Here is a 22006-nt window from a genome sequence, read left to right as displayed (position 1 = left end):
AAATCCTTTTGTTCTTGATGTTCTGTCGATTTAATCGTCACATAATAAGATTTCGTTTTAGCCCCTTCTTTATAGCATCCTTCACGGAAAGGACAAACCTTGCATTTTTCTACATCGAATAAATACCTTATTCTAGCGTTATACTTTTCACCTTTTCTACTATCGTACTTTTTTTGAACAGCTAAATGTCCTGCTTTACAAACATACATACCTGCATCTTTATTAAACTCGAATTCATCTTCTTTTGTTCGATGACCATCTGATACATGAGGATGTAGTTTAGCAACCAGTGCGATCTTTTTCTTTTGAGTGTAGACAATGTTATCTTTTCCTGAGTACGCTGTATCACCGATGACTGTGTCCATTTCCATTCCTGCTTTTCTGCTCTTCTCGATTAACGTTTGAAGATAGTTCCCATCACTTTTTTCACCTGTCGTTATTACGGCAGCTGTAATAATTCGTTCGTCACTCATGGCGATATGCGTTTTATAACCAAAGAAAGAAGAGTCTGCTGTTTTATGTCCGACACGTGCATCCGTGTCATTTGAATAGCTCAGTTGTTCGGTATAATCTTCTACTACTTCTTTTAGTACATTCAATTTTTCTTTCACGGCAGGCACTTCAGCGATTTGTGGTGCTTTTTCAACAGCCATGATCACTTGACGACAATAATCCAATTCATCTTTTACTTCAGTAGAAGTCGTTTTCGGTGGGAATTTTTCTTTCATCGCTTCATCCATTTGATAAACAGCTTTTCGAACATTTTTGCATTTCTCTTGTAAAAATTCCTTCGGTGATTTTTGAGTATAACGAGCTTTTGTATGAGTGGCATCCACAATAATGGCTTTACTTTTGATGATTTCCTTTTCGAGTGCAATCTCTACGGTTTTCCCGATGAGCATATCTAATAAACCCTCATCTGGCAGACGGAGTTTACGGAATTTCGTTAAAGAACTTGGATCAATCACGGACTCTTCCGGTGCCATATCGAGGAAATATTTAAACGACATATCATATTTAGAACGTTCTACTACATCTACATCTGATAAATCAAAAATAGATTTAAGTAATAGATATTTGAACATACGAATGGGTGGGATTGCATTGCGACCGTTATCTAGACAATACTTTGTTTTTAATTCTTCAAGTATGAACGTAAAGTCTACAAGATCATTAATTCGACGAAGCATATTATCTTTTGGCACAACGATATCGTATATGGCCATGAATGGACTAAGATTGAGCGATTCTTGGTTTGAAATCATTTTGGGATCACCTACGTACATTTGATACTCTTATTATAAAAGAAAGCGTTAGGAGAAAGTTCAATTTTTTTTGAACTTTCTCCTGACACACAAAGATACTGGACTTTTTCAGTGGCCTCGTACCTCGCTCCTGCGGGGTCTTCAGCTCATGCTTTTCCCGTAGGAGTCTCGCCGATTCCGCTACAATCAACTGGCAAGTCATTTTTAATCATGTTTTTTCTAAAAAAACACGATTCTATAAAGGAAATATTTTGATAATCAACACACCTGATTTTTTTTAAATCTATGGGGGGTCTAACAAGTCTATACTTCATTCATGTGCTAAAAGATTTTACACTAGTGTTTTCTTTAGCAGCATGAGTATGTGTACAGCATCTAGTTGGGATAGACAATGAGTGAGAAACGATGTTTTCCATCAAAAACGATGCAAAAACACATCAATATATGCAATTTCACACAACGCTATCATGGACCCGATTAAACGAGCTGACAATATTCATCTCTTCACGATACTTCGCTACCGTTCTTCTTGAGATTTGAATCCCTTCCTCACATAAAATTTGCGTAATGTGCTGATCCGCTAACGGGCGCTGTTTGTTTTCATTTTCGATTAATTGTTTAATTCGTTTTTTTACATAAATGACGGAATCCATTTTCCCTGACGCATTAATTAAGCCTTTTGTAAATAAGGATTGCAATGCATATATACCATGTGGCACTTGAATATACTTCCCGCGAATCGCACGACTAATAGTAGATTCATGGACATGCAATTGATCCGCAATATCCTTTAAGCGCATCGGTTTTAACGCTTCCATCCCTTGACTAAAAAAGTCGACCTGTATTTCTAGTAACATACGAATTAACTCATAAATTGTTTTGTCGCGTTGCTCAATTCCTTGTATTAACGCAAGAGCATCTTTCATCGACTGCTTATAGTAATATTTATGATTGGCATCATGTTTTAAAAGACGTACATAGCTTTCGTTAATCGAAACGGATGGTAAATGATGATCATTTAACAATACAATCCATTCACCCTCTACTTGTTTGACTTCTACATCTGGAAACACATAAGGAATCTTTTCAAACTTATCCTCTGTTACTATCGGTTTTAACTTTTGAATATAGGCAACCGTTTTTTTTACTTCGTCCATCTTACATTTATATTTTCTACTTAGTTGCTTAAACGATTGTGTCGATACGTGCTCTAAGTCATTCGAAATAAATGGAATGGCTAGTGCAGGTGCCAACAAATCTTGATCGACTTGAATGAGTAAATATTCTTTAAAATTTCGCGCGCCTACACCGATTGGTTCAAATGTTTGCAGTAATTGAAGTAACACTTCGACATGGGCATATGTCGTTTTAAATTGGTGAGCAACTACTGTTAAATCCACATCTAAAAACAACCGATCATCCAATGATCGAATTAAAAAAGTTAAAATCTTCAAATCGATTGGACTTAAATTTTTGTGCAGTGGTATTTGCTCTAATAAATAGTTTTCATAACTTTCCTTTTGAGCAAGCTGCATTTCTATAAAATTAAATGACGGGTCATGAGAGGTATATGCCTTTCTACTCGTTGGATTAGAAGGGATCGATGCTAGTTTCATAATTTCCTCATAATTCCTTTTCACTTTCGCATCTTCAACGATTAATAGTGGATTTTCGTTTGCCTTTTCATAAATGTATTGCTCTAATTCGTTGCTAGAATATTGGAGTATTTCTAAGTGTTGCATCAGCTGTGCCGTTAAAACTTGCGTTACTTGCTGTGAAGTGTTGATCATCATTTGCATTCCACATACCTCCAAACAATATTTTCTACATCATAACAATCTATTTCTTTAAATTTCAATTTTTTTCTAAAAAAACCTTTTTATTTTTTCACCTTTATGTAATTAAACGATCCCAAATGCCGTTGAATCTCTCTCTTAAACAAAAAATTCTCCCCTACTGCCGCGTAATTCTCGAACATACATATATTCTAAAAATAAAAAATTCAGATTTTTCTAAAAAACATTTGACCGTTTACTAATTTTGGTTATAAAATACACATATAAAGTAATAGTTATTACAATACGGTAAAAAGAGGGGGAGCTTTACTATGTTGCAATTGCCAACTGTGCAATTTACAGAAGAACAACAACAATTCCGTTTAGAAGTTCGAAGTTTTTTACAAAACGAGTTAAAGAAAGGGACATTCATTCCAAAATGTGACTCATGGTTAAGCGGAGATGATCCAGCATTTTCAAAATTAATTGGGGAACAAGGCTGGATCGGCATGACGTGGCCGAAAAAATATGGTGGGCAAGAACGCAGCACCATTGATCGCTATATTTTAACAGAGGAGTTTTTAGCGATTGGTGCACCTGTTGCGGCTCATTGGTTTGCTGATCGACAAACGGGTCCCCTTCTACTTCGCTTTGGGACAGAAGAGCAACGGGCATTTTTCCTGCCTAAAATTATTAAAGGTGAATGTTACTTCGGCATTGGCTTAAGTGAACCGAATAGTGGCTCTGACTTAGCTTCCGTTAGTACTCGGGCGGAAAAAGTAGAAGGTGGATGGATTGTGAATGGGCAAAAAATTTGGACGAGTAATGCTCATTTATGCGACTACATGGTCACTTTAGTACGTACTACTCCATTCGATGGAAAAAATAAACATGCCGGCTTAAGTCAACTCATTGTAGATTTAAAAGCGGAAGGTATTACCATTGTACCGATTAAGTTTTTAACAGGTGAGCATCATTACAATGAAGTATTCTTTGAAAATGTTTTTGTACCCGATAACATGGTCGTCGGAGAATTAGGAAATGGATGGGCGCAAGGATTAGCAGAGCTTGCATTTGAGCGCAGTGGTCCTGAGCGAATTTTAAGTACATTTCCATTAATGGATGAATTAATTCAAGAGCTAAAACGTCAAAACAACAAAGAAGGTTTAAAGCAAGCCTCGAAAATCATTGCGCGTTTATGGGGACTCCGCAATCTCGCAATTGGTGTAGCACAATTATTAGATTCAGGTAAAGGCGATGACGTCTCGATTCCAGCAGCTTTAATAAAAGCAGTTGGAACGAAATTTGAACAAAGCATCCCTGAAATTACACGATTGCTTGTACAAACTTATCCAAGACTTGATGCGGAAAGAAAAATTGATCGCTTTATGGCTCAATCTATTTTACATGCACCTGGTTTTACAATACGTGGCGGTACGTCAGAGGTTCTATACGGTATAGTGGCGAAAGGAGTTGTAGCACAATGAGTGAAATGAAAGATATGATTTTGGACGTTGTCGAACGGATGGTAAAAGAAAATGTAGATAAAGATTTAGTCGATGTGGTTGAACAAGGAAAGTGGTCCCCTGAAGTATGGGAACTATTTGAAGAAAACGGTATGACAGTTGTAGCCATTTCCGAGGAAAATGGCGGAGCTGGTGGCGATTTAGATGATTTATTAAACATCATTCGCTTAACAGGCAAATACGCCGTCCCGATTCCATTTGCAGAAAATACCTTTGCTAATTATCTATTAGAATATGCAAATTTAAATATTGTTGAAGAGTTGGCGACTTATATGGTTTCTACCAATCAAGCATTTACGTTAGAAAATAATCAATTAAGCGGTACAGCGCTCAACGTGAACTGGGCAAGACATATGAATCGTTTAGTCACGCTCGTCAATAGCGGAGAAGGTATGCGTTTAGTAGAAGTGAGCTTAAGTGAAGCAGAGATTACACATAATACGAACTTAGCTAGTGAGCCGCGCGATACTGTCACGTTTCACAATGTAACCGTCTCACAAGTATCTAACGTATTAACGGCGGATCAAATTCATTATATCACTACTTTAGAAACCGCTATTAAATTGGCTTTAATGGCAGGGGCCATTGATAAAACGAATGAACTAACGATTCAATATACAAAAGAACGCGAACAATTCGGTCGACCGATTCACCGATTCCAATTAGTGCAGCAGCATATTGTGCAGCTCGCTGGGGAGACAGCTATCTCATTGGCTGCTTTTAATAACTTTACCGCTGCTTTACTTTCTAATACGCATAAAAATGAAGTAGCTTATGCTTGTCTTCGCATGGAAGAAGCCATTACAGCAGTAGCGGCGATTGCTCATCAAGTACATGCGGCGATTGGTACAACACATGAACATAGCCTCCATCAATATACACGCAGACTCTGGGCTTGGCGTGATGAAGGAGCAACTAGCGCATACTGGAGCGATGTGTTAGCAACCGAATTACTAGAAAATAGCAGTAATAGTTTATGGACCTACTTAACCGATTCAAAAAATACCGTTACTTTATAAGGAGAGATGAACATGACTGATTTATTATTTGAAGTGCAAGATCATATCGCAACGATTACATTAAACCGACCTGAAGCATATAACGCGTTCAGTGAAGAAATGATTACACAATGGATTCAATCATTAGAAATGATTCGAGATGATGATGACATTCGTGTTGTTATCGTGAAAGGAAACGGTAAATCGTTCTGTGCTGGAGGAGACATTAAAGCGATGCAAGCTGGGGAAGGATTCTTTAAAAGTGAGGAAGATATTTCTTCAACAGGCTTAGCACGAAAAAATTCATTATGGAAAAAAATCCAGCGTATTCCACTCCTCCTAGAGGAAATTGATAAACCTGTTATCGCTCAAGTACATGGCTTTGCAATGGGCGCTGGACTCGATATGGCCCTCATGTGTGATATTCGAATCGCTGCCAAATCTACTAAAATTTCCGAAAGCTACATTAATGTGGCGATTGTTCCAGGAGATGGCGGTGCTTACTACTTACCGAAACTAATTGGTTTAGACAAAGCACTCGATCTATTTTGGACAGCACGCGTTTTAACAGCGGACGAAGCAAAAGATATGGGCATTGTCACATTTGTTGTGGACGACGAGGAGCTCGATCAATATACGTGGAATTACGCTAAAGAATTAGCGAATCGTCCACAAACAACGCTTCGTTTTATTAAACGTGCTGTCTATCAAAGTCAAAAAATGGACTTACGCTCAGCCTTAGACTATATCTCATCCCAAATGGCCATCGTGACAGAGCTCGATGACTTCAAAGAAGGTGTAAATGCCGTAGTAGAAAAACGTAAACCTATTTACAAATAAGGAGGTCTTCATCATGCAACCGCTTGAAAATATTAAGATTTTAGATTTATCTCGCGTTTATGCGGCACCTGCTGGGTCAATGATACTTGCGGATTTAGGCGCAGAGGTCATTCGTGTTGAGCACCCAAATGGCTCTGACAGTATGCGGGACTGGGGACCTTTCATTAATGATCAAAGCACGTATTACCTGTGTGCCAATCGAAATAAAAAATCGATTACGATCAACTTAAAATCCGAAGAAGGACGCGAACAATTCAAAGAATTAGTAAAGGACGCGGATGTCTTACTGGAAAACTTTAAAACAGGCGATATGGCTCGCATGGGGCTTGGGTACGAACAATTAAAACAAATAAATCCGCGCCTTATCCATTGTGCGGTCACGGGATTTGGTCAAACGGGCCCCCTTGCCTATGAACCGGGCTTCGATCCTGTCATTCAAGCAATGAGCGGATTAATGGATGTCACAGGTAGTCCTGGTGGAGAGCCAACGAAGGTCGGAGTACCCATTGCAGATATTTTAACCTCTCATTATGTTGTCATGGGGGTGTTAGCCGCTCTTCGCATGCGTGACCAAACAAATGAAGGGCAATTTATCGATTTATCTTTACTCGATGTACAAATGAGTAGCTTAGCAAATGTAGCCAGTGCTTATGTAAATACCGAGTTTGTTTCTGAACGACTTGGAAATCGTCATAATAACGTAGCACCTTACCAAGTATTCCATTGTGCGGATGGTTTATTAATGATTTGCGCAGGAACAGATGCACAGTTCCACAAGCTTTGTACTATACTTGGCCATGAGGAATGGGCTACAGATGAACGCTTCCTTACAAACTCGTTAAGAAAACAACACGAGTCTGTACTTGTGGAGATGATCACAAACATTACAATGACCAAAACACGTGACGAATGGATTGAGCTATTGCAACAATTTAAAATACCAGGTGGGCGTGTGAATACAATTGCCGAAGCATTGGAGCAACCTCAATTTATCGCACGCGATATGGTTGGAGAAATTGAGCATCCGCAATATGGAAAAGTAAAATTCATCAAAAACCCATTACAATTTTCAAACTTAAATGTGCAATATAAATTAGCTCCCCCCGTGCTTGGTGAGCATACAGAGCAATTTCAAAAACCCTCTCTTGCAAAATAAAAGTACGCTATAATAAAGGTTCAATACCAAAATATGTTCTCGATTAAAAACTTAGAATTCTAAAAGTACATGGAGTGAAGGGTGGCGAGTGTAGCTGACGGCATGCGCCTTTCGCTACAGAGCAAAGCTTCCTGCGGGAAAAGCGAGAAAGTCGAGACCCCGCAGGAAATTTATTTGCGACGAAAGCGCAGCGACAGGAGCACCGAAGATTGAGCGACGAGGAGGCTCGACCTCGTCCGCGGAAAGCGTCCGCCCGTAACGGAATGTACGGTCAAGTACACGTTTTGGTGAAGAGCCATAATAAAAGTAATTTTGTTTGAGTAGGTGACGGGATGAAAAAAGAAACATTCGAAAAAAACTATACAATGTCGTCGCTACACAAAGCGATTAAAGTGTTAAAAGCTTTCACGAAAGAGGAGCCTAGCCTTTCCTTAACAGAGTTAAGTAAAAAGACTGGGATCACGATTTCAAGTTTACAACGCTTCGTATCCACCTTTGTGTACGAAGGATTTTTGCATAAAGATGAACGAACAAAGCGCTACCAACTAGGGCATTCGCTATTATATTTAGGCAATTTAGTGAAGGAAGAGTCGAGTTTAATCATTGTAGCGGAGCCTATACTTAAAAAGCTAAATGAGGAAATCGGTGAAAGTGTTTCGATGAATATAATTGACGGCCTCGAAAGAAGATGTATTTTAAATTACGATTCAACCTACCCACTCTCTACTAAAATGTTTGTAGGTGATACATCTCCTCTTTATGCAGGGGCCTCGTCGAAAACATTGTTAGCGTTTATGCCTAATGTAGAACAATACGTTGACAATATCACACTGGAGCCTATTACGCATGAGACCGTGTTATCAAAGGAACAGCTTTTGCAAGAGCTAGAGGACATTCGACAGCAACGCTATGCTAAAAGTCGAGGCGAACGCGTACGTGGTGCGTGTTCCGTAACCGCCCCTATTTTAAACGCCTCGCATCATATTTTAGCTTCTATTACAATCGTTATTCCGGAAGTCCGGTACAACGATTATAGTGAACAACAATTAATCGATCAAATCAAGAAAGCTGCCGCCGATATCGAAAGGCAGCTGTATTAATAGACAACAGCTAGCCAAAAAGTAAGCCTTTAACCCGCATATCATAATGTTAGAGAGGTTCTAACAATGGATAGGCGGGTTAAAATAATTACATTGACTAGCAGTTTATTTTAATAACTCGTAATGAGCAAAAAAGCATCCTAAAAATACCAGTTAAATAGTAAAGGTATGATCATAGCCTCCTCGCTTTGCCACAGCCTACACAGGAGCTAAAACAGGCGTGGCCTTGTTCCTGCTCCTGACGTTGCACTTTCGTCGCAAAGAGAATCTTGGCTCCTGTGGCTATGGCGCGCTACGGCAAAAGTGAATACTTCTCGATATGCTAGAAAAAGATTTATCTTCTATAAAAGAAATCATTTTCTTTCTATTTCCAAGTATAATTACCCAGCCTCTACCGTAAAGAATGAGAATCTTTCTTTATTTTTAGCAACCCATTTTTATTGAACAATAGTTGCTTGTAGCGCAGGCACGAGAGTGTAGCTGACGGCATACGCCTTTCGCTACAGAGCAAAGCTTCCTACGGGAAAAGCGAGAAAGGAACGAAGACTAAAACCGTCACGTCCTGTGACAACGTCTTCATGACCAACATCATGTTGGCCTCAAGACCCCGCAGGAAATTTATTTGCGACGAAAGCGCAGCGACAGGAGCACCGTAGCATGAGCGACGAGGAGGCTTGATCTCGCCCGTGGAAAGCGAGTGCCGGAGCGGAAAGCAACGGTTACTCAAATGGGAATATATTTTGGGATTTGCTCATTATAAGTTAATAACTTACAAATAAGTAAATTCACAAATATTTTATTTAAGGCTGAATGATTTGATATATATAAAACATCTCATCTTTATTCATAATTTTAGGCACAGGATATAGTGGGTTTGCTTCTTTTAACGCACGCTCCACCATTAAAGGGATATCACGGTTTACAATGCCTTCGATTTTGTCTGGAATGTGCATATCTCGATTTAGTTGTTTAATTGCTTCGATAAATGCCACCGATTTTTGAGCTGATGACTGATAAGATGCCCCGATGCCGATGACATCTGCCAGCTCGGCTAACGGTTTATGCACCGTCTCACCATAAAATTCAAGTAAGTACGGTAATAACACGGCATTCGCTAAGCCATGTGGAACACCGTAAAACCCACCCAGTGTATGCGCAATGGCATGGACATTCCCCACATAAGCACGGGTAAATGCAACACCTGCTAAGTAGGACGCTTTTTGCATGTTTTTACGTGCTTCCATATTTTCTCCATCGCTATACGCTGTATATAAATTGTCAAAAATAAGCGTCACCGCTTCACGACTATATCGACGCGTCTCCTCCGTATTGCTTAAGCCTATATACGCCTCGACGGCATGTGTTAATGCATCCATGCCCGTTGTCGCTGTAATAAATGGTGGGAGCTTTACCGTTAATAATGGATCCAGCACGGCCACATGCGGAATTAATACTGGGTCCATTAATGCATACTTTTCATGTGTCTCACTGTTGGATACAACCGCTGCCACCGTTGCTTCACTACCTGTACCAGCTGTTGTCGGAATCGCAAAAAATGGCGGCATTTCTTTTCGAATTTTAAGTAAGCCTTTCATTTGTGAAATAGTCAAATTGGGACGTGCAACACGGGCCGCAACCCCTTTTGCACAATCCATCGGTGACCCACCACCAAATGCCAGTATTCCTTCACAGTGACTTTGCTTATACAGTTCATATGCTTCTTCAATGTTTGTAATGGTCGGATTAGGTACCGTTTGATCGTATATGGCATACCGAATTTGCTGTGCATGAAGCCCTTCTAATAACGGCTGCATCAAACCAAGCGCTGTAATCCCTTGATCCGTTACAATTAACACGTGATGTATCCCTTGCTTTCGTATAAGCTCAGGTAACTTTAATACACTATTTTCCCCTTCTACTACTTCGGGTAATCGATAGTTCATCCATTTTGATGCCAACTTTAATGTGTGCTGGTATGTCCGACAAAACGTTTTATACATTATCCCATTCCCCCCATAAATACCCTTTACCTTTTTATAAAGGAGTGTAGAAGAGAAAGTCAAATGATTGTATTTGCTGAAAGCGTATTAACTAAACTGCTGAATCAAATAGGAGGTCTTACTATTTCACTCCATTAGGAAAGGAAAATATGAAAAAGTACGATAACAACGCCGAAAGTCACTAACATTGTATGCGTTGTTCGAAGACTTTTAACTTTTTTATTTTTAAATAAAACCGCCCCCATGATAGCAGCGATGACCATGAGTATAACGGCTCCTAACCCAGTAATGCCTTCGCTCTCCAATTCCCCTTCGTGCAAGTACATCAGCACTCCATGACATATACTTAGCACTAGGGCAGCTATTCCAATCAGTATATGGTATTTACCTAAAAACTTTGTAGTGGATATATAAAGCTGCTTAGATTGTGGAAATGTAGTGATTACGGACTTCATGATTCTTCTAATCGGAAATATTAGCCCCGCAGCACCGATTGTCACTAATGCACTCCAGCCAATCAGCTCCCCTATATCCTCATAACGCTCATCTTCGTGTTCTTCTCTGTCACCATGCCCATCGCCATATTCATAGTGCTCTTCGAAATCGTCATCAGCAAATACAGTCGTTCCATACGGAATTGAAAAAATAAATGTCAATGCAATGCATAGTATTTTCAAATATCTCATAAAAAAGCTCCTTTTCATATCGATTGTCCACTTTAGCGTAACCAATCAATATGAAATATGTCTGAAAAAACGATACTTTATTTATTACTTTTGGAAAATGGAGTTAAAAAATTTTTTTCTAGAGTAGAATAGACAGTAGAGATATTGATCTCACGATGCTATTTTTCAGGTTAATTTCATATTATTTCTTTATAATAAGCAAAAATAAATCCTAAAAATACCAGGTAAATAGTAAGAGATATTAAAAGAAATTGATATCGTAGCCTCCGCGCTGTGCCACAGCCTACACAGGAGCTAAAACAGGCGCGGCCTGTTTGGATCTCCTGTTCCGGCTCCTGTGGCTATGGCGCGCTACGGCAAAAGTGAATACTTCTCGATATGCTAGAAAAACAATTCTCTTCTTTAAAAGAAATCAATTTCTTTCTATTTGCAAGTATAATCGCCCAGCCTCTACCGTAATAAATGAGAATCTTTCTTTATTTTTAGCAACTAATTATTGTATTCAACAATAGTTACTTGTAGCGGAGGCACGAGACTCCTACGGGAAAAGCGAGACAATCAAGACCCCGCAGGAGCGAAGGATGAGCGACGAGGAGGCTTGATCTCGCCCGTGGAAAGCGAGTGCCGGAGCGGAAAGCAACGGCTGCCCAAATGGTAATATATGTTTTAAATTTTACTCATTATAAGTTATTTTCATAAAATGTTGATATGAATCACGAAGTAAAGGTGGGAGTATATTGAGAATATTAATTGCAGAAGATGATGATCGTTTAAGAAAAAATATTGTGCACATTATCCAAAAAGAATTTCACCAAGTGGATGCGGTCGATAATGGTCAGGATGCATTAGAATACATACATGTTGACCAATACGATCTTGTCATTTTAGATTGGATGATGCCGGAAATAAGTGGTATTGACGTATGTAAGGCAGCTCGAAAGAACGGCTATTCAGGTGGCATTTTAATGTTAACAGCAAAAGATGATAGTTCAGACATTATTCAAGGATTAGATGCAGGGGCTGACGATTATGTCGTGAAACCATTCAAGATGGAAGAGCTTTTAGCTAGAATCCGTGCTGTTTTAAGAAGAAAAGATAAACCGGTTAATCAATTCATTCAAATTGATGATTTAACACTCGATGTAAATGCAAGGACACTTTTTAAAGATCAGGATGAAATCGTATTAACCAAAAATGAATTTCTTTTATTAGAATATCTTTTTGTCAACAAAGGAATCGTGCTAACACGAGAGCAAATTTACGCTCATGTATGGGGATTTGATTATGAAATAACGAACAATAACCTCGATGCATTAGTAAAGCTCGTTCGTAAAAAAATTGATGATGGGCGACCAAAATCAATCATTGAAAATATTAGAGGCATCGGCTACAGAGTGAGAGAGACCTATGTTTAAGAAAACACGAAAAAAATTAACTGTATTTTACTCCACTTGTTTTTTAGGCTTTTTCTTCGTTTTTCTTGTCATTCTTTATTTTTCACTTGTTCAACTCATGGATCATCAGCAAATAGAAGAGCTTGAAACCTATTATACTGAACAATACCATGACTTTTTTGAGCATATGTATGATCAAGACCGAAAACTAGAATTTAATCCAAATCGCATGTATTTTTATTATATTTATACAAAAGAGCAAAGGTTAGTTCACGGCGATGAAACTTATAAAGGTTTATACAAAGAAATCGAAAGTATCTATTCAGTGGAAGATACATCTGAAAGTTTCGTAAAGAGATTACATTGGCATGACGAACATTTTCTTCTCTTATCCAAACCGATACACTTTGACGAGGAGTTACTTGGCTATATTGTTTTAGGGAAATCTACCACATCGCAATATCATTTTTTTCAAAAGATGCTTTTGCTATTTGTTGTGTTAGTGATTATTTTTACTTTATTTATTGGCTTTTTAAGTTATTATATGGCCGGAAAAGCAATGGTTCCGATTGAAAACGCGCTTGAAAAACAAAAGAATTTCGTTTCGGATGCTTCTCATGAATTACGAACGCCACTCAGTGTTTTTTATAGCTCTCTTGATATTTTGGCAGCTGATGAATCCAAAAATGTAAGTGATTTTGGCAAAGAATTAATTCAAGATTTAAAAGATGAAGCTGAACTAATGAAAGAACTACTAGAAAAACTATTATTTTTAGCACGACATGACCAAAATCGTTTAGAAGTAAAAAAAGAAAGATTCTCCCTGACAGATTTACTAGGAAGCATTAGCGAGAAGTTTCAACGAACATTACGAGAAGAAATTGTTTTCCAAACAGACATTGAAAAGGATGTCCAATTGATTGGAGATCCGAAAAAAATCATTGAGCTAATTTATATACTTTTAGAAAATGCCGTACAATATACACCGCATGGCTCTATCTCTCTAAAGCTTTCACAAACAGATGAGAAAATCAAAATAGTTGTTGAAGATACAGGGATTGGTATTGCTAAGGACGAACTTCCTCTTATTTTTGACCGATTTTTCCGTAGTGACGCTGCGCGAAAAAGAGACGGTACAGGGCTAGGACTGTCTATTGCAGAAGCAATTGTGAAAGAACACGGCGGCATGATACAAGTACAAAGTGAGTTAGGAAAAGGGACAACATTTTGCACTCTATTCCCTTCCATCAAACACTAAAAATGGCGTTACCTGTTCAATTATTGAATAGGTAACGCCTTCCTTCTGCACGAAAGATGCCATGTAGAACATTGATTACGTTATAGTTCATAAAATACAACACCTTGGAAGTTTATCATTATTCAGTTACAGCTTTCGTTGCCATCTCGTTCTTTTGTTGAAGTTTTTCCTTTTTCTTATACTCTTCACTAATCACTCGTATAAGGAGCGTGATGGCAACAATTGTTACTGTCGCGCCATAAAAAAGCAGGACAACCGTATTTTTAGAATCTGTTCCGATGAATAGTCCATGCATCAAGGATAATATCCAAGCGGGTAAAACAAGCATATGCACCTTCTTCCAGATGGAAAAATCCATTTTTCGAATCAAAAGATCGGAGGTTACAAAGACGATTAAAAATAAATAAAAGGCGATTGTTCCAAATCCAGAAAATATGGCATGATAGTCCGATAAAAACGGTATTAAGATTTCTGCAATTTGATAAGGCTCGTATTGATCAATGATTAATAAAAGCATATGTGCAATAACAGCTATAAACCCCATCCATCCTGCATTTTGATGCAATTGAAAATACAAGTTTTTATTGGATTGGATCGCCGGCGTTTTTCTTAATAAACCAAAAATAAGTGAAACAGTGAAATAAAAATACGCTAAAAACCCTAATAATCGAATCCATTCCCACGTACTAAGAAACATCTATTTTTTCGCCTCCTTTCAGCCAATAGCTGCTTCCATCTTCTTTTACTATAAAGCAAGCACACGGAAGCTTATGTTTATCAAACCACTGTTGAAAATCTGCTTCATGTAGTAAAAAACACAGTTTCGTTGCCACTTCAGCTACACATAATGAATTTGTCACCACCGTTGTTTGGAGTATAGCACTATCGATGACCTCTCCCGTTTGTCCATTTAATAAGTGATGTTTTGCCTTTCCGTCTTGTCTCCAACTTCTAAACACTCGATTTGACGTGGCAATGGCACCGTTTTTCATTTTGATATAGTGCATCTCTTCGTTATTTTTAGATGGATGAGCGATTCCAATGGTCCATACTTTTTCTCCTGATGACCACATTTTCATATCTCCCCCACCATCAACAATGCCGTATTCAGGGGCCACTTCCTGTTGCAGCCACTGTGCTATTTTTTCAACGACATATCCTTTTGCAAACCCACCTAGGTCAACTTGTCGGTCATCCATTTTCAAAACGCGCTGACCATTTAAAAACAGCAATGGTTTACCGTCTGTCTGATCTATTTGTATGGACGTCCTTGTTGCTTCTTTAAAAGGAAATGATTGATTGTATCCATGTCGTTCTAAATCGTACTTTAAATACGGGGAAAATAATTGATTTGTTAACATGTAATACTCATCTGCTAGTTTTAAACAATCATATAAATCAGCCGAAAGCTGCAATGTTTCCCCTATTTTTAATTGATTTAACGTATCTAGCTCATTATTTTGCTCGAACCTAGACCATTCTTTCGCAACATAACATAACCATTGCTCCACTTTTTCTTGCCAATTTACGTTGCGCTGTCCAGAAATTTCGATATAAAAGTTTGTATTCATTATGTTTAATGAAAGAGTATCCAAGCTTCTTCATCTCACTTTAAAAATTTAAGATCTTCTCGTTCTTCGGTCCACTTGCATACGATCCGGTTGCGGTTGGTTCACTCCAACAATCTCAAAATTGGTCCAATCCAATTGAGCAAGTTCTTTTTCACGCGCTGACATGTTTTCTGTTTGTTCATTTGCCAAATTTAGCGCCGTGATTGTAGATTCAGATTGTACGTCATTATTGAATTGAGTTAAGAGTACTGCGGATAATACTACACCGGATGTACCTAATATCCATTTTGATTTCTTTTGATCTTTCATTGTATCCCCTCCCCGTTTTTTTACATTGTTAACGACTTACATACAACGGTGTCACTCTCTTCTTGCCATTCTGCTACATACCCTAACCCATTGGTAATAACACTAATCGGTATATATACATGATCATTCATATAAAAAGCAGTAGCTGGCATAGGTGATTTTAGTTTGTTATCATAAACCACATTTGTCCCGGCACGAAATAGTAATTCCGTATTCCCAGTAGTTACTTCTAATATTTCGCTTGTATTATAAAGTGTTGCCTCAGCACCTAACATTTCAGCAATTGCTTTGCCTGGAACAAATAATTCTCCATCTAAAGGAATCACATAAAGTGACAAGGCATCACTCTCATTTTCTAGCTTGAATTGAACTAATTTCGTTTCGTGAAAAGGTAATTCCCCTTTATTAACGACGGTCGTTCTTGTCCAAATATGCCATGTATTCATATTTGTTATTACATCTGTTTGGTCATTGTAATATTCATACTCTTCATCGTAGTCGTCATCGTCATCATATTCATATTCCTCATAGTCATCATCATCGTAGTCGTCATCGTCATCATATTCATATTCCTCATAGTCATCATCATCGTAGTAGTCATCATCATCCGCCTTGACAATGCCTCCATTTGCAAGGGCCCATACTAATATAACAATCGTTGAAGTTAATCCGAATTTTTTAAAATTCACTTCATCCACTCCCTTCTATACACGTCATTTTATCTAGGGAAAATGATAATTTCCTGAAAAATACATACAAAACCATTCAAGTGTATTATTTTTTTCAAGTTGTTGATTAGTAAAGGAATGCGCAAACAAATGTACCGTGTTATTCAAACAGTAGATTCGACTTATATAAAAACCTATAATTTTCACATAATGTTCACATTCTAAGAAAGAAATATGTAACTTCTCAAGCTATATCTCATTTAAATTTCACATTTATCCTATACAATAAGCGTTGATAAATTTATGATATTTTCTTTTGAAAAGGGAGGATTTTGTTTTGAAAAAAACATCTTTAGCGGCTTTATTCCTAGCAATTTTTGTAAGTGCACCAAGTGTTGATGCGCATACACATTTACACAGCACAAATCCAGAAAATGGATCAGAAGTAACGACAGAGCTCTCCAGCATCTCTTTAACTTATGAGGGACAAATTGAGGAAGGCAGTTCCTTTGACATCACATCTTCTGAAGGACAAAACATCGAAGTTGAAACATTTTCTATAGAAAATGGCGTTTTAACAGGTACACTTGCTCAGCCTTTAGAAAACGACCAGTATACAGTGGCTTGGACTACAATTAGTGAAGACGGTCATCCGCTAACAGGTGAATTTTCATTTACCGTAAATGTGCCACAAACAACAGAGGAAGAAGCTACTACTTCAATAGAAGAAACACAAACTGAGGAAGCAACAGAAGAGGTTTCAGAACAAACAGCAGCAGCAAATGAGTCTACAGAAAAAGCACAGTCCTCTAACACGCTATTTATAGGATTAGGTCTTTTAGCCGCTATTATTATAGCGAGTGCTATTCTTTTATTAAAAAGAAAAAAATAAACGATGACATTATTATTAATACTCAGTCAAGCACTGTTATACTTTTGTTTTGCGCTATTGTTAGGGGCATTTATTGTACAAGCAATTCCAGAAAACTATAAACCAACTGTCCACATTCAACGTAAATGGTTAGTTGTATGTGCAATGGCCATTCCACTACTTACGTTTATGCCGATTTTGCAAGTTGTGCTTATTTTACAACCCCATTTCGGGTTCTTTACAAGCTTAGCTAACGTTTTAGTTTCGTATAAAATCGGTTTTTCATGGGACATCACAGTATTACTTTCTGTTGTGCTGATGATTTATCTGAAGGTTTTCAATAAACGGCTTTCAGTAGGCTTATCTATATTCGGCGCATTGCAAGTGCTACTTTTAATAGCTGCTGTCGCCTGGGCAAGTCACGCAAGTTCGACAGAGCCGTTATTAGGGTTCATTTTTGACTTCATCCACTTTGTTGCGGTCAGTGTGTGGGTCGGAGCGGTATTTGTGATTAGTTGGTTCTCAGTCGATACAAAGAACTGGACACAATTTTTACAATGGTTCTCCCCCACTGCCATGACAGCATTTGGAGCAACAGCGCTCAGCGGGATATTTCTGACTGATATACTAGTTCCTGATTATATAACAGGATGGTCAACGAATTATGGGCAAGGCTTACTCATTAAGCATCTGCTATTAGTTCCCCTTGTGTTTTATGTTTTAATTAACGGGTTACTTATTAAACTGAAGTTATCGAAGCCTGGCTTCAATCCGATTCGCTGGGCAAAACTTGAATCGATCCTTTTATTAGCCATATTCGGCATAACGGCGATATTCAGCCAACAAGAACCACCGATCGAATTTTTAACAGAGGAAACCGTATCCAGCCTATTCCAATTCGTTTATACAGCACCACTTGAATTAGGGATGACAGGTCACTTGCAAATGAATTGGTTTGGTTTGTTATTCTTCGTTTTAACCGCGGTGTTCATCGTCTTACTATTAGTGAGCTTTTTCAAAAATGCGCCAATAATGATTCCCATGCTGATGGGCGCTGCTATTGTCATTTGCGTCTATTTTGCGCTCATGTCTATTGTGGTATTTAATTTTATTGGGTATTGTTTGTAGTTTGAAGGAGCTGTTTTAGAAGGGCATTCCTTTATCCAAAATGATTGGTTATCGGATTTACGGGAGAAAACTCTTCTTATACATGTAAACTGCATCTCTATTGTTAGGTAAACACTAACAGTGGAGATGCAGTTTTTGTATGGGGAAGTAAACACTATAGAGCATTATTTAAGAAGAAGCGTCCATTGAACAATTCATTGGTACACATAAAAAATAACCAATCTGTAATTTTCATTAATTCATCTATTCATTAAGCAATATGCGAGGTGAAGTTTTAGCAATCACTTTTGTTGCTAACCAGCAGCTAATAGTGGCCACGATCATACTTATGCACGCTATTATAATCGTGAATGGCCAATTGATGACAAGCGGCAGCGTTAATAAACCATATTCCATAATCGTATTCTTTAGCATTAAAGGGATTATCTTTGTTCCTATGAAGATACCAAGTATAGAACCGAGTATTGATATCATGAAAACACCTAAAGTAATAGACAATCTTATATTCATTGATGTCATCCCAATCGATTTGTAAATACCGTAAACACTACTTAATTTTCTAACATTAATGCGAGAAATGCTAAAAATAATGATACTCATAAACATGATAAATAGCGCCCCTATAATAACTAACGGAACCATTAACACAGTGATTACTTCTTTAAATACTGTGTCCAATAGTGTTTGCTGGGTCACAACTGAAATAGACTGCTTAAATTCCTTATTAAAAGAACTCACAACTTGCTCTATTTGATTTTTGTTGTGTACGTTAATTAAAACTCCTACCGGGTCTTTATGTTCAGCTCTTTGTTCATTGATTACTTTAGCTGTTATTCTAGCAGAGTTAGACATATTCGCTATCGATTGATATATACCCGTAATAATAAGGCTATGCCGATTCCCTTCTATATAGATATCTATACTATCGCCTAGATCTTTATTTAATGCCCTTGCTACATTTACACCAATTGCAATCTCATTCATATTTGAAGGATTACGTCCTATAATGGTTTCGTATCCTACATCATCGAAACTATCTTCAATTGCATCAACACTAATCGTTAATGGTAAGGCTTCCTCCCTTGGAATAACTCCAGTAAAATAATTTGTCCAAGCATAATTCTTAATTCTTCCATCAAAAAGTAAATGCTTTTCAAAGCTTTCCTTTGAGAAGGCTGCCTCATTGAGTACTGTTACTACAATATCTGCTGAATCATAGCCCCATGAAGGCGCCGTTTGTTTAATGGAAACAAAGCTATTTAGAACGACAGAACTAAATACTAAAATAGCAGCAGTGATGGATGAAAGCATAACAACAAGTATAGAACTTTTCATATTGTTTGTGAGTATTTTCATACCGATTTGTAGTTGGATTGGTAGCTGTATAAAACGTAACATTCGATTAGAGCCATTTATACGTTTATTTAACTTACTATTAGATTGTTCAGACATTCCATACTTAATTGCTTGAACAGGCTCCACCTGACGCGCTTTGTTTGAATACACAAAAGCAGTGAGAAGGACAGCTGTTAATATAGCTAAGCCTATTAGTAAATCATTACCAAAATTTTGTACAATATCTAAATTATCACCCGTTTTCAAAAAAGATAATGAGATCTCAATGATGACGCGCGCTAACACATCACTCATTAATAATCCAGGGATGATTGAAAAAATAGATAATATGCCGTACTGCAAAATGTATGTTAGTATTATTCCTTTAGATGTAAGCCCTAGTGATTTTATGACCCCAATATTTTTGTAATCTGCTAATATGGCATCAGAAATACTAAAACCAATAATAAATAATGAAATAATTAACATAGCAATGCCTAGCGCTATTATTAGTAATCCAATAATTTTATTAATAATTAAATAGAATGAAGCGATTTGTTCATATTCCATTTTTGTTTCAAGGAATGGGCTTTTGAAATATTCCTCGAATTCCAACCAAAAACTTTGATTTTTTGTATAGTCATCAAATCGGAGCCCCATCATATATTGATCTGTTCCTATCATCATTTGAAATTGTTCCGTGTAATCCTGCTCATTCATCCAAATACGTGCATTGGTTGTAAACGGACCACCATATGGAATATCTACTACAATGGATGACACAACTAGTTTAAAACTCTTCTCACTTGTTTGAAATTCTAACATGTCCCCTATTGATATACCTGCCGTAATAGCTAGGGAAGTTGGAATCCAAATACTCCCTACTTCAGGATAAAGCGTCTTTTCTCCCTCTGCAAAAATCAATTGATCAATAAGAATCGGCTTCTTAGGTGTATTCATCATAAAGAGATAAAGGTTTGATATCTCTTTTTCATTAAATTTTATCCGCGATAAATTTCTATAAGGTATCAGTTCCGAAACTGTAACGCCAGTTTGTTGTTGCCACCAGTTCTGCACGAGTGCAGGATTATGAATTTCCCCACTCATTGTCAAAATTTGATGCGCACCATTTGACTCTCGATGAACTTTTTCAAACATATTGTTTGTATTCATCAGCATGGTTATTGATGTAGCTACAAGTAAAGTGGATAACATGATGAGTGTAACGATTAATCCATTTTGTATTTTTCTTTTTCTTAATTGTGCGAGACAAAGTGTAGTAATGGCATTCATAGACTACTCCTTCCCCGAAATATAAGAAAAGATAATATTTTCGCGATCCTGTAGATTTGTTTCCTCTAATTGATCGAAATTTATGATACCTTCAATTTTTCCATCTTTTATCATAATGAGTCTATCTGCTCGACAAGCCGCTTTTATATCGTGCGTAATCATAATAATAGACTGACCATTTCTATTTAAATTTGTCAAAATATCTAATACTGCCACACCTTGATCATAATTTAAACTGCCTGTCGGTTCATCTGCAAAAATGACTTCAGGATCATTTACTAACGATCTAGCAATTGCTGCTCTTTGTTGCTGACCTCCCGAGGTTTGAGAAGGTAATCGGTTTAATTGCTCCTCTAATGACATTGCTTTTAGAAGAGATGCTGCTTTTGGAAGAACTAACTGTTTAGCTGTTTTAGCAATATAACCTGGGAGCGCTACATTTTCAAGTAATGTTAAGTCAGGTATAAGATTATTATTCTGATAAATATAACCTATTTTTTTAGCACGTAATTCGGCTAATTCTTTTTCTTTCAATTTATCCAATCTCGCTCCTTGAAAATAAACTTCTCCAGCTGTTATCGTATCTAGCCCACTTAAAAGATAAAGAAGCGTCGATTTACCTGATCCTGAATTCCCCATGATTACGGTGAAATCACCTTTGTAAATTTCAACATCAATATTTTTAATGGCATGGTATTGTTCATTTCCCGTCGCATAAGTCTTGCATAAATTTTTGGCACGAATAAGAACTTCTTTCTCCATACTAGGTCACCCTCTCTGCATCATTTTCTATAGTGTAAGGGCTATTTATTACGACCACCTTATTGAAATAT

19 protein-coding genes are annotated in these 22006 nt (G+C 37.5%); 9 read left to right on the top strand and 10 right to left on the bottom strand.

Features of this window, described 5'->3' with window-relative positions; all coding sequences use genetic code 11:
- The coding region (locus tag AC3II9_RS15730) for an IS1182 family transposase (protein ID WP_489156936.1) at nt 1–1265 on the bottom strand (1265 nt) is incomplete at its 3' end.
- 452 nt (nt 1266–1717) lie between these two features.
- Nucleotides 1718–3064, bottom strand: a complete 1347-nt coding sequence (rpoN, locus tag AC3II9_RS15725; protein WP_489156934.1) for an RNA polymerase factor sigma-54 — start codon at nt 3062–3064, stop codon at nt 1718–1720.
- 308 nt (nt 3065–3372) lie between these two features.
- Between rpoN and AC3II9_RS15720 the strand changes: the two genes are divergently transcribed.
- The 5 genes from AC3II9_RS15720 to AC3II9_RS15700 all read left to right on the top strand — a co-directional run bounded on the left by AC3II9_RS15720 (nt 3373) and on the right by AC3II9_RS15700 (nt 8660).
- Entirely contained in the window at nt 3373–4527 is a 1155-nt protein-coding gene (locus tag AC3II9_RS15720) for an acyl-CoA dehydrogenase family protein (RefSeq protein WP_391369154.1), read from the top strand.
- Nucleotides 4524–5585 (top strand): acyl-CoA dehydrogenase family protein, encoded by a 1062-nt coding sequence (locus AC3II9_RS15715; RefSeq protein WP_489156932.1) that lies wholly within the window; start codon nt 4524–4526, stop codon nt 5583–5585. The genes AC3II9_RS15720 and AC3II9_RS15715 overlap by 4 nt, the downstream gene beginning before the upstream one ends.
- A 12-nt stretch (nt 5586–5597) precedes the next feature.
- Complete coding sequence (locus tag AC3II9_RS15710) at nt 5598–6404, top strand: enoyl-CoA hydratase/isomerase family protein (RefSeq protein ID WP_391369148.1); 807 nt, start codon at nt 5598–5600, stop codon at nt 6402–6404.
- A gap of 13 nt (nt 6405–6417) precedes the next feature.
- Nucleotides 6418–7560, top strand: coding sequence for a CaiB/BaiF CoA transferase family protein (locus AC3II9_RS15705; RefSeq protein WP_489156930.1), 1143 nt, complete (start codon nt 6418–6420; stop codon nt 7558–7560).
- 332 nt (nt 7561–7892) lie between these two features.
- Nucleotides 7893–8660 carry an IclR family transcriptional regulator gene (locus AC3II9_RS15700; RefSeq protein ID WP_489156928.1) on the top strand — a complete coding sequence of 256 codons (768 nt, stop codon included), beginning with the start codon at nt 7893–7895 and terminating at the stop codon, nt 8658–8660.
- Between the two features lie 800 nt (nt 8661–9460).
- On the opposite strand, the gene AC3II9_RS15695 is transcribed toward AC3II9_RS15700, so the two are convergent.
- Nucleotides 9461–10660, bottom strand: a complete 1200-nt coding sequence (locus tag AC3II9_RS15695) for an iron-containing alcohol dehydrogenase (protein WP_489156926.1) — start codon at nt 10658–10660, stop codon at nt 9461–9463.
- Nucleotides 10661–10794: 134 nt separating this feature from the next.
- A complete protein-coding gene (locus AC3II9_RS15690) occupies nt 10795–11346 on the bottom strand; it encodes a hypothetical protein (protein ID WP_489156924.1) in 552 nt (183 codons plus the stop codon).
- A gap of 737 nt (nt 11347–12083) precedes the next feature.
- Here AC3II9_RS15690 and AC3II9_RS15685 point away from each other — a divergent pair.
- On the top strand, nt 12084–12761 hold the full coding sequence (locus AC3II9_RS15685) for a response regulator transcription factor (protein WP_489156922.1): 678 nt from the start codon (nt 12084–12086) through the stop codon (nt 12759–12761).
- Nucleotides 12754–13998, top strand: coding sequence for a sensor histidine kinase (locus AC3II9_RS15680; protein WP_489156920.1), 1245 nt, complete (start codon nt 12754–12756; stop codon nt 13996–13998). Before AC3II9_RS15685 ends, AC3II9_RS15680 begins: the two co-directional genes overlap by 8 nt.
- A 118-nt stretch (nt 13999–14116) precedes the next feature.
- Here AC3II9_RS15680 and AC3II9_RS15675 read toward each other — a convergent pair whose 3' ends face one another.
- Genes AC3II9_RS15675 through AC3II9_RS15660 form a run of 4 tightly spaced genes read right to left on the bottom strand, consistent with a single transcriptional unit; the run spans nt 14117 to nt 16567 of the window.
- Nucleotides 14117–14695 (bottom strand): ferric reductase-like transmembrane domain-containing protein, encoded by a 579-nt coding sequence (locus tag AC3II9_RS15675; protein ID WP_489156918.1) that lies wholly within the window; start codon nt 14693–14695, stop codon nt 14117–14119.
- A complete protein-coding gene (locus AC3II9_RS15670; RefSeq protein WP_489156916.1) occupies nt 14685–15593 on the bottom strand; it encodes an FAD:protein FMN transferase in 909 nt (302 codons plus the stop codon). The genes AC3II9_RS15675 and AC3II9_RS15670 overlap by 11 nt, the downstream gene beginning before the upstream one ends.
- Nucleotides 15594–15617: 24 nt before the next feature.
- Nucleotides 15618–15878, bottom strand: a complete 261-nt coding sequence (locus AC3II9_RS15665) for a hypothetical protein (protein WP_489156914.1) — start codon at nt 15876–15878, stop codon at nt 15618–15620.
- 20 nt (nt 15879–15898) lie between these two features.
- On the bottom strand, nt 15899–16567 hold the full coding sequence (locus tag AC3II9_RS15660; protein WP_489156912.1) for a copper amine oxidase N-terminal domain-containing protein: 669 nt from the start codon (nt 16565–16567) through the stop codon (nt 15899–15901).
- Nucleotides 16568–16883: 316 nt separating this feature from the next.
- Between AC3II9_RS15660 and AC3II9_RS15655 the strand changes: the two genes are divergently transcribed.
- Nucleotides 16884–17438, top strand: a complete 555-nt coding sequence (locus AC3II9_RS15655) for a copper resistance CopC family protein (protein WP_489156910.1) — start codon at nt 16884–16886, stop codon at nt 17436–17438.
- A gap of 3 nt (nt 17439–17441) precedes the next feature.
- Entirely contained in the window at nt 17442–18545 is a 1104-nt protein-coding gene (locus tag AC3II9_RS15650; protein ID WP_489156908.1) for a copper resistance D family protein, read from the top strand.
- 243 nt (nt 18546–18788) lie between these two features.
- Here AC3II9_RS15650 and AC3II9_RS15645 read toward each other — a convergent pair whose 3' ends face one another.
- Both AC3II9_RS15645 and AC3II9_RS15640 read right to left on the bottom strand, forming a co-directional pair.
- Nucleotides 18789–21173 carry an ABC transporter permease gene (locus AC3II9_RS15645; RefSeq protein WP_489156907.1) on the bottom strand — a complete coding sequence of 795 codons (2385 nt, stop codon included), beginning with the start codon at nt 21171–21173 and terminating at the stop codon, nt 18789–18791.
- 3 nt (nt 21174–21176) lie between these two features.
- On the bottom strand, nt 21177–21935 hold the full coding sequence (locus tag AC3II9_RS15640) for an ABC transporter ATP-binding protein (RefSeq protein WP_489156905.1): 759 nt from the start codon (nt 21933–21935) through the stop codon (nt 21177–21179).
- Nucleotides 21936–22006 lie beyond the last annotated feature (71 nt).

Source organism: Lysinibacillus sp. RU7, from assembly GCF_057837305.1.
The sequence above is the reverse complement of the archived record's forward strand: the minus strand, read 5'-3'. Positions and strand labels throughout refer to the sequence as shown.

Excerpts from the sequence above, each read along its gene's own strand:
- AC3II9_RS15665 (WP_489156914.1), bottom strand. The coding sequence starts at position 15,878 with ATGAAAGATCAAAAGAAATCAAAATGGATATTAGGTACATCCGGTGTA.
- AC3II9_RS15705 (WP_489156930.1), top strand. The coding sequence starts at position 6,418 with ATGCAACCGCTTGAAAATATTAAGATTTTAGATTTATCTCGCGTTTAT.
- AC3II9_RS15675 (WP_489156918.1), bottom strand. The coding sequence starts at position 14,695 with ATGTTTCTTAGTACGTGGGAATGGATTCGATTATTAGGGTTTTTAGCG.
- AC3II9_RS15715 (WP_489156932.1), top strand. The coding sequence starts at position 4,524 with ATGAGTGAAATGAAAGATATGATTTTGGACGTTGTCGAACGGATGGTA.
- AC3II9_RS15650 (WP_489156908.1), top strand. The coding sequence starts at position 17,442 with ATGACATTATTATTAATACTCAGTCAAGCACTGTTATACTTTTGTTTT.
- AC3II9_RS15680 (WP_489156920.1), top strand. The coding sequence starts at position 12,754 with ATGTTTAAGAAAACACGAAAAAAATTAACTGTATTTTACTCCACTTGT.
- AC3II9_RS15645 (WP_489156907.1), bottom strand. The coding sequence starts at position 21,173 with ATGAATGCCATTACTACACTTTGTCTCGCACAATTAAGAAAAAGAAAA.
- rpoN (WP_489156934.1), bottom strand. The coding sequence starts at position 3,064 with ATGCAAATGATGATCAACACTTCACAGCAAGTAACGCAAGTTTTAACG.
- AC3II9_RS15640 (WP_489156905.1), bottom strand. The coding sequence starts at position 21,935 with ATGGAGAAAGAAGTTCTTATTCGTGCCAAAAATTTATGCAAGACTTAT.
- AC3II9_RS15720 (WP_391369154.1), top strand. The coding sequence starts at position 3,373 with ATGTTGCAATTGCCAACTGTGCAATTTACAGAAGAACAACAACAATTC.
- AC3II9_RS15700 (WP_489156928.1), top strand. The coding sequence starts at position 7,893 with ATGAAAAAAGAAACATTCGAAAAAAACTATACAATGTCGTCGCTACAC.
- AC3II9_RS15710 (WP_391369148.1), top strand. The coding sequence starts at position 5,598 with ATGACTGATTTATTATTTGAAGTGCAAGATCATATCGCAACGATTACA.
- AC3II9_RS15695 (WP_489156926.1), bottom strand. The coding sequence starts at position 10,660 with ATGTATAAAACGTTTTGTCGGACATACCAGCACACATTAAAGTTGGCA.
- AC3II9_RS15690 (WP_489156924.1), bottom strand. The coding sequence starts at position 11,346 with ATGAGATATTTGAAAATACTATGCATTGCATTGACATTTATTTTTTCA.